The 12,105-nt window shown below is 63.7% G+C and carries 14 protein-coding genes and 1 other RNA gene; 10 read left to right on the forward strand and 5 right to left on the reverse strand.

Features of this window, described 5'->3' with window-relative positions; genetic code table 11:
* Positions 1-2 precede the first annotated feature (2 nt).
* The 7 genes from G6N15_RS14850 (at position 3) to ssrA (ending at position 4,825) form a co-directional block, all read left to right on the forward strand.
* Positions 3-500, forward strand: coding sequence for a hypothetical protein (locus G6N15_RS14850; RefSeq protein WP_163748085.1), 498 nt, complete (start codon positions 3-5; stop codon positions 498-500).
* 70 nt (positions 501-570) lie between these two features.
* On the forward strand, positions 571-1,260 hold the full coding sequence (gene ftsE, locus G6N15_RS14855) for a cell division ATP-binding protein FtsE (RefSeq protein ID WP_083089987.1): 690 nt from the start codon (positions 571-573) through the stop codon (positions 1,258-1,260).
* A complete protein-coding gene (ftsX, locus tag G6N15_RS14860) occupies positions 1,261-2,154 on the forward strand; it encodes a permease-like cell division protein FtsX (protein ID WP_083089988.1) in 894 nt (297 codons plus the stop codon).
* Between the two features lie 2 nt (positions 2,155-2,156).
* Positions 2,157-2,651: an SsrA-binding protein SmpB gene (smpB, locus tag G6N15_RS14865; protein ID WP_083089989.1), complete on the forward strand. Its 495-nt coding sequence runs from the start codon at positions 2,157-2,159 to the stop codon at positions 2,649-2,651.
* A complete protein-coding gene (locus tag G6N15_RS14870; protein ID WP_179961830.1) occupies positions 2,648-3,493 on the forward strand; it encodes a DMT family transporter in 846 nt (281 codons plus the stop codon). The genes smpB and G6N15_RS14870 overlap by 4 nt, the downstream gene beginning before the upstream one ends.
* 20 nt (positions 3,494-3,513) lie before the next feature.
* A complete protein-coding gene (locus tag G6N15_RS14875) occupies positions 3,514-4,356 on the forward strand; it encodes a maleylpyruvate isomerase family mycothiol-dependent enzyme (RefSeq protein ID WP_083089991.1) in 843 nt (280 codons plus the stop codon).
* Between the two features lie 100 nt (positions 4,357-4,456).
* Positions 4,457-4,825: a transfer-messenger RNA gene (gene ssrA, locus G6N15_RS14880) on the forward strand.
* A gap of 355 nt (positions 4,826-5,180) precedes the next feature.
* On the opposite strand, the gene G6N15_RS14885 is transcribed toward ssrA, so the two are convergent.
* A complete protein-coding gene (locus G6N15_RS14885) occupies positions 5,181-5,675 on the reverse strand; it encodes a hypothetical protein (RefSeq protein WP_139798056.1) in 495 nt (164 codons plus the stop codon).
* 94 nt (positions 5,676-5,769) lie between these two features.
* Complete coding sequence (locus tag G6N15_RS14890) at positions 5,770-5,949, reverse strand: hypothetical protein (protein ID WP_083089992.1); 180 nt, start codon at positions 5,947-5,949, stop codon at positions 5,770-5,772.
* 245 nt (positions 5,950-6,194) lie between these two features.
* On the opposite strand from G6N15_RS14890, the gene G6N15_RS14895 reads away from it, so the two are divergent.
* The 3 genes from G6N15_RS14895 to G6N15_RS23290 all read left to right on the forward strand — a co-directional run bounded on the left by G6N15_RS14895 (position 6,195) and on the right by G6N15_RS23290 (position 8,152).
* The gene (locus tag G6N15_RS14895) at positions 6,195-6,944 is read left to right on the forward strand and encodes a VOC family protein (RefSeq protein ID WP_139798057.1); all 750 of its coding nucleotides are present in this window, start codon (positions 6,195-6,197) and stop codon (positions 6,942-6,944) included.
* Positions 6,945-6,982: 38 nt separating this feature from the next.
* Positions 6,983-7,762 (forward strand): enoyl-CoA hydratase-related protein, encoded by a 780-nt coding sequence (locus tag G6N15_RS14900; protein WP_197910667.1) that lies wholly within the window; start codon positions 6,983-6,985, stop codon positions 7,760-7,762.
* 105 nt (positions 7,763-7,867) lie between these two features.
* Positions 7,868-8,152, forward strand: coding sequence for a hypothetical protein (locus G6N15_RS23290; protein WP_083089995.1), 285 nt, complete (start codon positions 7,868-7,870; stop codon positions 8,150-8,152).
* A gap of 27 nt (positions 8,153-8,179) precedes the next feature.
* Here the strand turns inward: G6N15_RS23290 and G6N15_RS14905 are convergent, their stop codons facing one another.
* The 3 genes from G6N15_RS14905 to G6N15_RS14915 all read right to left on the reverse strand — a co-directional run bounded on the left by G6N15_RS14905 (position 8,180) and on the right by G6N15_RS14915 (position 12,022).
* Positions 8,180-8,755 carry an N-acetylmuramoyl-L-alanine amidase gene (locus G6N15_RS14905; protein WP_264019266.1) on the reverse strand — a complete coding sequence of 192 codons (576 nt, stop codon included), beginning with the start codon at positions 8,753-8,755 and terminating at the stop codon, positions 8,180-8,182.
* Between the two features lie 895 nt (positions 8,756-9,650).
* Entirely contained in the window at positions 9,651-10,898 is a 1,248-nt protein-coding gene (locus tag G6N15_RS14910) for a serine/threonine-protein kinase (RefSeq protein ID WP_083089998.1), read from the reverse strand.
* A complete protein-coding gene (locus G6N15_RS14915) occupies positions 10,898-12,022 on the reverse strand; it encodes a glycoside hydrolase 5 family protein (RefSeq protein WP_083089999.1) in 1,125 nt (374 codons plus the stop codon). Before G6N15_RS14915 ends, G6N15_RS14910 begins: the two co-directional genes overlap by 1 nt.
* Between the last annotated feature and the right edge of the window lie 83 nt (positions 12,023-12,105).

Consider the following 12,105-nt stretch of genomic DNA (forward strand, 5'->3'; position numbering starts at 1 on the left):
CGATGCCGAGAGCTTTGAACTTCACACTGCACGCGCTCAAGCGGGCCGGCGACGAGGCGGAGCGGGGCTGGCCGGGCTACTTGTTCGGCGGTCATGTGCGCACATCCACCGTGGCTTTGGTCCTTCTGTTCCTGGCGGTGTGGTGGCTTCACGACACGTACGAGCCGACGCCGAAAAGACCTGCGCAGGTACCGGCCACGCAAGTGGTGCCGCCGGGGTTCGTGCCCGACCCGAACTACACGTGGGTGCCGCGCAGCAGGTTGCAGCAGCCGCCTTCCACCGTGACGGTGACCAAGACGCCGACCATGACGCCGACGACGACTCCGCCACCCACCACCACGACCACCCCTTCCTCGACGCCGGCGCCGCCGCCGTTCGTGCTTCCGCCGCTTTTCGGCCCGCCCACCCCGACAACCACTGCACCGCCAGGCCCCAGCCCAGCGCCCGGCCCACCGCCGCCCGGACCCGGGCCGGGGCCGGGGCCCATCCCGCTGCCGTGACCGCCCCGTCGAGTGAGCCGGGCTTGCCCGGCTGTCGCGGTGCAACTCATCGCTACACTGGCGAGCCGTGATGATCACCCTTGACCATGTCAGCAAGCAGTACAAGGCGTCGGCGCGCCCGGCGCTGGATGACATCAACGTCAAAATCGACAAGGGTGAGTTCGTCTTCCTCATCGGCCCCTCTGGCTCCGGCAAGTCGACGTTCATGCGGTTGCTGCTGGCCGAGGAGAAACCCACGACCGGCGACATCCGGGTGTCGAAGTTCCACGTCAACGCGTTGCCCGGCCGCCACGTCCCAAGCCTGCGGCAGGTGATCGGCTGCGTGTTCCAGGACTTCCGGCTACTGCAGAAGAAGACGGTGTACGAAAACGTCGCGTTCGCGTTGGAGGTGATCGGCAAGCGCCGCGAGACGATCAACCGTGTGGTGCCCGACGTGCTGGAGATGGTCGGCCTCTCCGGCAAAGCCAACCGGCTGCCCAGTGAGCTGTCCGGTGGCGAACAGCAGCGCGTCGCAATTGCGCGCGCCTTCGTCAACCGGCCGCTGGTGCTGCTGGCCGACGAGCCCACCGGCAACCTCGACCCGGAGACCAGTAAGGACATCATGGATTTGCTGGAGCGGATCAACCGCACCGGGACCACCGTGGTGATGGCCACCCACGACCATCACATCGTCGACTCGATGCGCCAGCGTGTCGTCGAGCTGTCGCTGGGCAGGTTGGTGCGAGACGAACAGCGCGGCGTATACGGGATGGATCGCTAAGTGCGATTCAGCTTCCTGTTCAACGAGGTCGTCACTGGTCTTCGTCGCAACGTCACCATGACGATCGCGATGATTTTAACGACCGCCATCTCCATCGGCCTGTTCGGCGGCGGTCTGCTGGTTGTGCAGTTAGCCAACGACTCCCGCCACATCTACCTCGATCGTGTGGAGACGCAGGTGTTCTTGACCAACGATGTCTCCGCGAACGACCCCACATGTGCCAGCCCGGCCTGTAAAGCGTTGCGGGAGAAGATAGAAGCGCGCAACGACGTCAAATCGGTGCGGTTTCTCAACCGGGACGACGCTTACGACGACGCGATCCGCAAATTCCCGCAATACAAAGATGTCGCGGGCAAGGATTCATTCCCGGCATCGTTCATCGTGAAGCTGGAGAATCCGGAGCAGCACAAGGATTTTGATGCTGCGATGCAGGGCCAACCCGGTGTGCTTTCGGTGCTCAATCAAAAGGAGCTGATCGATCGGTTGTTCGCTGTGTTGGACGGTTTGAGTAGTGCCGCGTTCGCGGTGGCGCTGGTGCAGGCGATCGGCGCAGTGTTGTTGATTGCCAACATGGTCCAAGTCGCCGCCTATACGCGACGCACGGAAGTGGGCATCATGAGGCTGGTCGGCGCCAGTCGCTGGTACACCCAGTTGCCGTTTCTGCTGGAGGCTATGGTAGCGGCGACGGTCGGCGTCGCCATTGCGGTGATTGGTTTAATTGTTGTGCGCGCATGGTTTTTGGACAATGCGCTGAGCCAGTTCTATCAAGCCAACCTCATTGCCCCCATCGACTACGCCCGGATCATCTTCATCTCGCCCTGGCTGTTCTTGGTGGGCGTGGGGATGGCCGGCGTGACGGCGTACCTCACGCTGCGGGTATATGTGCGGCGGTAGCGGTGGCCAAGAAACCCGGAGCAAAGGCAAGCGACGGCAGACAGATCATCGCCACCAACCGCAAAGCGCGGCATAATTTCTCGATTCTCGAAGTCTTCGAGGCAGGGGTCGCGCTGGTCGGCACCGAGGTGAAAAGTCTGCGGGAGGGGCACGCGTCTCTGGTCGACGCGTTCGCCACCGTCGACAACGGCGAAGTGTGGCTGCGCAACATGCATATCCCGGAGTATCACCACGGAAGCTGGACCAACCACGATCCCCGACGCAACCGCAAATTGTTGTTGCACCGCCGCCAAATCGACCATCTGGTGGGCAAGATCAGAGATGGTAACCTCGCGCTGGTGCCGCTGTCGGTGTACTTCTCCCACGGAAAAGTCAAGGTGGAACTCGCACTGGCGCGCGGCAAGAGAGCGCACGACAAACGACAGGACATGGCGCGCCGCGACGCGCAACGAGAAGTGGTGCGAGAGTTGGGTCGACACGTAAAGGGCATGAGCTGATCGGGGCCGCGTACGCCCAGCTGTCTGCGGTCAGCTTCGGCGTAAGCGACTTTGCCGGCGGAATCGCCTCACGGCGGGTAGCCGCGCTTCGCGTGGTGCTGGTGTCTTACCCGATCACCGGTGTGCTGCTTTGCGCATTGGCCGCAATCGTGGGCGGGCCCGTCCACCCCGGCGCTGTGCTGTGGGGTGTGCTCGGCGGGGTCAGCCAGGGGGTGGCCGCGTGGTGGTTCTACGCAGCGCTCGGATCGGGGCCGATCTCCGTGGTGTCTCCTCTTGCGGCGGTGCTGGATGCGGCCGTACCGGTCGGTGTCGGGATGGCGCTGGGGGAGCGGCCGGGACATGCCGCCTCGGCGGGTGTGATCCTGGCGATGCTGGCCGTGACGTTGGTGAGCAGAGAGGCTACCGACGAGGACATCCGGCCGCACCGGTTCACCACCAAAGTGGCTTGGCTGACGATCGGCTCGGGGATAGCCTTCGGGTTCAACTTCGTGTTCATCCACCAAGCGCCGGCGGAATGCCGGCTCTGGCCGTTGGTCTTCGCCCGAATATCGGCGACGGTGCTGGTGTTGGTGGTGGCCGCGATGACCCGCCACCTGCGCCTGCCGTCGGGAACACCGATGCGGCTCGCGGTGGCCGCAGCATTGTTGGACACCTGTGCCAATATCACCATGTTGCTGGCGCTGCACGGCTCGCTGCTGTCGCTGGCCAGCGTTCTGATTTCGCTGTATCCGGCGGTGACTGTTGTGTTGGCCATCATCGTCCTGCGTGAACGCGTGACCCGCTGGCAGGCGGTCGGCATGGTGTTGGCCATGTTGTCGGTGACAATGATCGCCGCCAGCTGAGGCCGTCTAGCATCAGCTTCGTGACCAGCCCTGCTCGCCCTGTCACCCAACTGGACAAGTCCGATCTGCTGTCGGGTCTCTTCGCTGCATGGGATGCGATCGATCGACTGCTGGACGGCTTGCCGGAGTCAGGTTGGCAAGCGCCGACACCGCTGCCCGGCTGGAACGTGCGTGCCGTGGTGTCGCACCTCATCGGCACCGAATCGATGCTGATGGGGATTGCCACACCTGAGGCCGACATCGACGTGGCTGCTCTGGAGCACGTCCGCAACGACTTCGGCGCGATGAACGAATGCTGGGTGCGTCATCTCAGCGGGGAATCGGGTGCTGCCCTACGGGAGCGGTTCGTGGCGGTGACCAACGATCGCCGCAAGATGCTGTCGCAGATGTCGGAGGACGACTGGAACGCGGTGACCCCAACACCGGCCGGCAAGGATAGTTACGGGCGGTTCATGCGGATCCGGACCTTCGACTGCTGGATGCATGAGCAGGACATCCGTGACGCGCTGGACCGACCGGCGTCCGATGAAGACCTTCACGGGCCGGCCGCGCGCCTGGCACTTGACGAGATGACGGCGAGCATGGGCTACGTCGTCGGCAAACTCGGCAAGGCCCCTGAGGGGTCGCGGATCCTGATCGAGCTGACCGGGCCGCTGGCGCGCACGATCCGGGTGGCGGTGAACGGGCGGGGCCAGCTGGTCGACGACTTCGGCGGCCAGCAGCCGACGGCGACGATCCGGCTCGACGGCCTTCTGTTCACCCGGCTTGCGGGAGGTCGTACCAGCAGTACCGACGGCGTCGAGTTCGGCGGCGACCAGGATGTCGCGGCGTGCGTGGTCGAGCACATCAACTACGTGATCTGAGCCACGCCTCTGTGCGGATGAATATTTGCTGGCCGGTTGTTGCACAACCTGCGTAATATTGAATGTCCTGCCGAAAGTCGGCGGGGATGCACGAAGACATGGGGCTGAACGGTTTCGACTTCGCGCATCGAATCAAGGGAAGCGTGCCGGTGCAGGCAAGAGACCACCGTAAGCGTCGTTGCAACTCAATAAGCGCCGATTCACATCAGCGCGACTACGCTCTCGCTGCCTAAGCGACAGCTAGTCCGTCAGACCGGGAACTCCCTCGACCCGGATCCTGGCGTCAGCTAGAGGGATCAACCGCTAGGTTCGGTCGCGGAACCTAGCGGGACACCAAACAGCGACTGGGATCGCCGTCCCGGCTAGTTCGCGAGACCGGGAGATCCGAGTAAGGGCAAAGCGAACTGCGCACGGAGAAGCCTTGAGGGTATGCCGTAGGACCCGGGTTCGATTCCCGGCAGCTCCACGAGAGAAGCTCCGGTCAGCGCTGGCAATGGCTGATTGGTGTTTCGGATGGCTTAGGCACCAGCAGGGGTGAATTTAGCTGACCATTCTGTTCTCAGCTTGTTTTACCGCCGCGAGCATGCGCTCACTGAGGTCGAGGCATTCCCATTCACCCACGCCCCCATTCAGGGAGAATCCGATCTGGCGGACCTGAACGGCGAATTCGCGTATGTCGTCACAGAGCTGTTTCATGGCACCCTTCTTAGCCCCTTTTCTTGAGACGCTAGCGCCACCATAGGCACCTAATTGCGCGTGGTCCAGTTGGCACTAGACTCCGCAGTTGACGGTCGGCATAGTGTGCGCAAGTAAGCCGACACTGCTTATTGGCGTTCGCTATGACAGAAACCAGTTTTCGATGACGGCGCATTCTCCAAGTGGGGGCAAAGGTGATGGCTCTCCGCCGATTCTGAGGCGCGCGATTTTATCTCTTGGTAGAGCATCTGCGCGAAAGTAAGCAGAACGTCGACGTCGGGTGTGGCGACCCTTATTTGTTCAGCTCCGTTGTTTTCCCCATCTTCAACGGCTGCGGTTAGCCTGGAATACGCGGCTGCCACAATAGGCAGGTTTGGATTGCTACTTAGCGTCCGATGAGTTTCGTCGTCGCCCCACGCTTCGCCAGCAGCGAGTAGTGCGCTCGCCAGCTCGCGGGCGTCGTTGGGAGTGAGCGCAACGTCGACGCCTGCCTCCTCAGCCTCGGCACCGGCCGTCAAGAGGACCCTGGCGTATTTGCCCCATAGAGCAGGTAGTCGCCGCGATTGGCGCAGGGCGGCCTGCGTGTCGCTGGTGCTTATTGCTGAACCAGGATGCTCAGGCATACCGGCCATCGTGTCATGCCTCATCTGCAACCATCTCGCCTTCCACCACGAACGCCAACCGGTCACAGGCGGCCAGGGTATCCACTGCCACGTCCTAGCCGACCCGTCCCCGAGTTGCTAGGCGTTCATCGAGCAATTCGTCGACGAGTCGACTAGCCGACTCCATGCCATGCTCGCGAATTGAGCGGCGCACGGCGGCCAGGAGTCGTAGTTCTGAGTCGATGGCTTCTCGATCGCGCATGACGCTGAGCGTGATGGATTGAGCTGGGGCCATGCAACCCACCTCCGTCGCCCGAGCTGGTTTTGTTACCGCCCCGTGCCCCGTCCGTGCTCACAGCTTGTACAGTTCGCCGCATTCGTCGAACAGTTCGTCTACCGGCCTGGTAAAGCAGTTGGATTGGTCCGCTGTACAGATGGCCGCTGGATGGTTCGACTCATTTGGGGCGCCCTGGTAAGAGGGGCCCCGTTCAATTCGAGCCCGGGTACGGTGGTCGTACGTCGCTGCCATGGGAGAGTGCTTTGCCAGACCTATTGCCCGGTCCTCGTCTACGCCAGGTGGCGTTGGTCGCCCATGACTGCGAGAAGACCGCCACCGCTCTCCAAAAGACGTTCAGCTGGCCAAATCCGTTCCACGATCCAGGGGTCGGAGAATTCGGCCTCGTCAACGCCGTGTTCCCCGTGGGCGACACCTTCGTGGAGGTGGTCTCTCCAGTACGACCCGACACCACTGCCGGGCGTTATCTAGCCCGTCGCGGATCCGACAGCGGCTACATGGCCATATTCCAGATGCCGTCGCTCGAAGACGCCCGCCGGCGGGTGACCGATCTGGGAGTGCGGGTCGTGTGGAAGGCCGAACTCGACGACATTGCCGGCACCCACTTGCACCCCAAGGACATCCCGGGGGCGATCGTGTCCCTCGACTGGGCGTCGCCAACCAACTCGTGGCGATGGGCGGGACCGGCATGGACCGGAACAGCGCCTGATCACCCGGCGGGCGGCATTGCCGGCATAACGGTCGAGGTGAAAGACCCGGCCGGAGCGGCCCAGCGGTGGGCACAGGTTCTTGGTCTCCACGCCGAGGTGGACGCTGGACCAGCCGAGGTCCGGCTGGATGCGGCGGACCAATCCTTAAGGTTCATTTCGACGGTCGACGGCCGGGCCGAAGGCATTACCGAAATCTGGTTGAGCCCAGGCTTGCCGGGTCTGCCGAGTGATAGCGGGCCGGTCGCCGAGATCGGCGGGGTGCGGTTCGTGGTGCGGGCACCATGACGGCTCTTGACACCGGCACCGAAGACCTCCTGGCCGAGGTGGACGACGGCGTCGCTGTGATCACCATGAATCGGCCGTCGCGGCGCAACGCCTTCTCGAACGACATGCTCGACGCGTTGGGACGCATCCTGGCCCAGGTCGAACTCAGCGACGAGGTGGGTTGCGTGGTGCTGACCGGAGCAGGCGGCGCCTTCTCGGCCGGGGGCGACGTGAAGGCCATGGCAGACCGGAGTTCTGCAGGCGCGCCGCCGGTGCCGGTCGACGTGGCGATTCACCGGCAGCGTCTGAACCAGCAGGCGACCAGCGGGAAGCTGTGGCGGATGCCAAAACCGACCATCGCGCATATTCCCGGCCCGGCTGCCGGCGCCGGCCTCGCGCTCGCCCTGGCATGCGATCTCAGGTACGCGGCCGAAACTGCCGTATTCACAACCTCTTTCGCTCGTGTTGCCTTCGCCGGCGACTATGGCGGAACCTGGCTCTTGACCCGACTGGTCGGCCCGGCGAAGGCCAAGGAGCTGTACTACTTTTCGGAGCGGCTCACCGCCGACCAGGCCGAGAAGCTGGGTTTGGTCAACGCCGTTTTCCCGGTCAATGAGCTCGAGAAAGAGGTGATGGAACGGGCCCGGAGGTTAGCCGAGGGCCCGTCGATCGCCTACCGCTATATGAAAGAGAACCTCAACCGGGCGGTCCACGGCAGCCTCGAGGAATGCATGGACCTTGAGGTCACACACCACATCCATACGGGCCTGACAGAAGATCACCGGGAAGCGGCGCGGGCGTTCGTAGAGAAGAGGGAGCCTCGGTTTCGAGGCCGCTGACGCGGCGTGCCCGATCGGTTATCACCCTGTGCGCCGGTCATTTCTAAGCCGAGGTGTATCTCGCATGTGACTTTCTCGCGACAGCGATGAAGGACGCTCGTTTCCATGACAGTGCTCGCGGTGATGTCCGCGCTGATAACAGCACTGTGCGTCGGCTACTACTTTGGCCGGCGCGCCGGCTCGACGCCTTCGACCTGGAAGAAGCGAACGAGTCGGGTGGCGCTGGGCCGACTCGCGATTAGCTTGCTCGTGTTAATGACTGCACGCCGCATCCAGCGGAGGTTCCTGGCTCGTCGCGTGTTGCTCGACGCGGTGGGCACCTGGGGGCCGAGAGTTGTTGAGCCGCTTGAGTTCCTGCGTGGTAGCACGGCGCGATTGCGGTCCTTTTGACGGGCGCCTGCCGGGGTGGGCGAATGGTTAGTTGCCCGCCTCGATAGCCGCGACTCTTGCGGCAGCATCGGGTCCGCAAAAGCGCTGGAGGTCTACCCGGCCAGCGGCAAGCAGATCGTCGATGCGGCGCTTGAGGTCGCCCGAGGAGATGTGGGCATAGAGGTTCGCACCCGGGCATGACGTCTTGGCTAGGTCTCGATGGCCCGCCAATGTATCGGTCGCGACGCCGAAGTTCTGTGCGGCCCATGCGAACGCGAGAGCTGCCCCCTGAAGCTGGGCGTCCGGCACGGCCTCTTGATCGAAGTCTCCTTCGCAGAGGACCAGGAAATGGCCTGTTGTGTCGTAGTCCGTCGCAGTGTCACCGGCAATCTCGGTGCTCCGCAGTTCGTAGATGTTGCCATTGCGGTCGACGCCGACGTGATAGGCAATATCGATCCATCCCAGCTGGTCTTGGTGGTATCGCTGATCCTTGCGCAAATGCTCTGGGGCGTTGCTGTTTTGGCCGAGGACCACGGCCTCGTGGTGCAGGGTCAAACGAGTGATGGTGTGGCGCCGTCCCCCGGCGCGGGCCGGTCGTGCGCCCCAGGCATCGCGGCATAACAACTGAACCGACGTAGTAGCCGGGGCGGATGGGGGCGACGTTACGGGGGCTAGCGGCGGACTTTGCGTTTGGCTGGCAGCGGTTGCCGTTGCAGCGTGATTCGGAGTCGAGGCTTGCATCGAGGCGCTCGTGGATGCCGAGGCAGAGTCTCTACGTGCCTGACTTGGGCAGGCGCTGACCACTGACGCCACACTGATGCCGCCGGCCAGCCGGAGGAACTGGCGGCGGTTGACGACATCCGCGCCCTCATCGGGTCGGTTTGGGCAGGGCACATCCATGGGCCTCACGATACGGACGTCATTTCCGCTCGCGTGTTGTCTTTTCAGACTGCGTGTGGTCTGGCCATTAGCCCTGGCTAGATCACTGTCGGCTCATACAAGCCGCTCGACCATTGACGGCGTCAAGAACAGAGAACGAAACGATACGCAAACGAGTAGGACTAAATGGTGGATCCGCGACGGGATGAATTGGCAGATCAGCTTGGTAGATAGGTGACGATGATATGTGGTTAACCCTGGTCGAAGTGTTGCTCGTTGTTTGGCTAATGATCGGCTTGACGACCTTGCTGATAGTGGGCTTCCGGCGATCTCGAGCCAATCGCGGTGACCCGAGCTGGTCGCGGCGAACAGACGGACAACCTGAATTCGAGGCGTCAATCCGCGGCAACATGCCGACGACCCCTCTGCTCGAATGGGTCGACTGGGACGACGACCACCGAGAGCCTGACGGCCAGCAACGCCGCAAATAGGTTTTAACAGTCGCAACAGCTAGGGCACCGGCGCACGGATCGATCTGTGCAAATTGTCCACGACTTCGTCGGTCTTGGTCGGCTGTCCTGAGACCCGAGAGAGCGTCCGGCAAATCGCCAAATCATTCCCCATGCAACCACAAGCGGACTCAGTCGCCGCCCTGCCCCCTGCCCTTGCCCTTTCCGGGATGCCGCGGCGGCGCCGGCTGTAGCGGCTCCGGGGCGAACGTCGGGGTCGTGGTCGTGGTTGTTGTGGTGGTTGTTGTCGCAACCGGTGCCGTGGTGTTGATTACCGGTGTCGGCGGCGACGACGATGGCGGGCCGAGCGCGAGGAGGATCACCGCAAGCACGAGGGCGGCGACAACTGCGCCAGCTGCCCACAGTTTGCGCGCCCGACTGGTCGCCGGAGCAGGGGTGATGAGCGGCGCGTAAGTCGGCGTGGGCGGCGGGTAGGTCGGCGGCGGCAGCGGCGCGTCAAGCACCTTAGTGGCGGGCCGCACAGGCGGCGGCGGGACGTCGGGCGGCCGCACGGGCGGCGGGACGTCGGGCGGCGGCACCGGGATGTCGCGCTGCGCCGGCGGCGCCGTCAACGGCTCACCGCCCAACAGGGCGGCGCGCATCTCCCGCGCGCTGCCGAACCGCTGTGCGGGGTCGCGTGCCATCGCGCGTTCGATCACGGCCGCCAATTCCGGCTTCACATCCGGCCGCAGCGTTGCGATCGGCGGCGGTTGCTCGGTCAGGATGGCATGCGCTAACGCGCCGATCTCTTTCTGGATGAACGGCCTGCGACCAGTCAGCGCCTCGTAGCCGACCACACCGACGGCGTAGATGTCATCAGATACGGTCGCTGACCGTCCTGACACTCGCTCAGGGCTGAGATAGGCGAGCGTGCCGACGATCTGCCCCGTCATGGTGTAAGCCGCCTCGGCGGTCTTCGCGATGCCGAAGTCGGTGACCTTCACCCCACCGGATCCGCTGAACAGAATGTTTCCCGGTTTGATGTCGCGATGCAGGATGCCGGCATCGTGTGCCAGCTCCAACCCCGCCAGGACGTCGGCGAGCACGTCACGCACGAGTGGTTGCGGCAGCGGACCTCGGGCGATCTCATCCGCCAGTGACGCACCGGGTAGTCGCTCCATCACGATGAACGGAGTGCCGTTGTGCTCGCCGCAGTCGTGCACAACCACGATGTGCGGACTGGCAAGTGCGCCGGCTGCCCGCGCCTCCGCCTCGAATCGCAGCCGTTTCTCGGACACGTCGGTCAGGGCCGGATGTAGCAGCTTGACGGCGACCACCCGCCGCAGACGGCGATCCCACGCCTCGCGGACCTCCGCCATGCCGCCGCGGCCCAGGACGCCCCGCAACTCGTAGCGGCCACCGACGACCTCGCCGGCCATCAGAGCCTGCTCAGCTTGCTGATCGTTTGAATTTCGGTGTCCCGGTAGGGCCGTCCGTCGGGCTGGACCAAGTCTTGAAACCAGGGCTTCGGGACTGTCGTGTACGGGTGATCCCAGGAGTCCCACGGAAAGTACGTTTGAGTCTTCCCGGCGACAAAACCCCAATTGATCGCAGCGACGTTGTGCCGCTTCGCAATTGGCAGAACCCCGTCGACGGTACTGCCAAGTGTGCGAGCCAGGTACTCCGTACAGAGGATTGGCCGTCCCAAAGGGGACAATTCGGCGATCCGGCCCTCGAATGCCGCTGGTTCGCCGTAGCAGTGGAAGGTGACGACGTCGGAGTTCTCCAGTTGAATGTTCGCGATTTCGCTGCGGTGCTGCGGATCTCCCCACTCACCGGTCCATACGCCACTGGTTAACGGCTGAGAGGGATCAACCGAACGCGCCCACCCGAACGCCAGGGAAAGCAGGTCGGCGACACGCTCCTGCTTGTCTTTCCGCTCGACCTTGCGATACACGCGCGCGGGATTGTCGGGCTCGTTCCACAGATCCCAGCCCAAAACCCGGTCATCCGTGCGGAATTGGTTCAACACTCCCGTGACATAGTTGAGCAGAGTGCGGCGGTAATCCAGGTCATCGAGGTGCTCGGCGCCTGGGCTTTGCACCCAACCGGAGTTGTGGATCCCGGGCTTTGGTGCACGCTGCCGCCCCGGCTTGGGGAACGGATCCCAACATGAGTCGAAGAGGACGAAGAGTGGTTTGATGCGGTGGCGCGCCGCGATCGTGACGAACTGCGCGAGACGTTTCTGGAAGCCTCGCTGGTCTTGGGCCCAGAGCTGATCGTGGAGGAAGACCCGCACAGCGTTGAGCCCGTGCATCTGGGCCCAGCCCAGCTCGGTGTCGATGCGGCGGGGGTCGAACGTGTCGGCCTGAAACATCTCGAGCTGGTTGATCGCGTTAGAGGTGACGTAGTTCGCGCCGACAAGCCAACCTTGCGCTTGGTACCAGCGGTTGGCCCGGTCAGGCGACCATCGGCTTTGCTCTGCGGCGGCGCGAGGGACTCGGGTCAGCACCGGGCCTGCCGCCAGCAGCAGCGGCACCTTGAGCACCGTTCGACGCCTCACGAAGCGACGATAGGAGATCGGCTGTGACGGCGTTGTCGAAATCGGTGCGCTCGACACTCATGCATCGTTCGTGCTGTCGGTGC

Source organism: Mycobacterium noviomagense, from assembly GCF_010731635.1.
GTDB lineage: Bacteria > Actinomycetota > Actinomycetes > Mycobacteriales > Mycobacteriaceae > Mycobacterium > Mycobacterium noviomagense.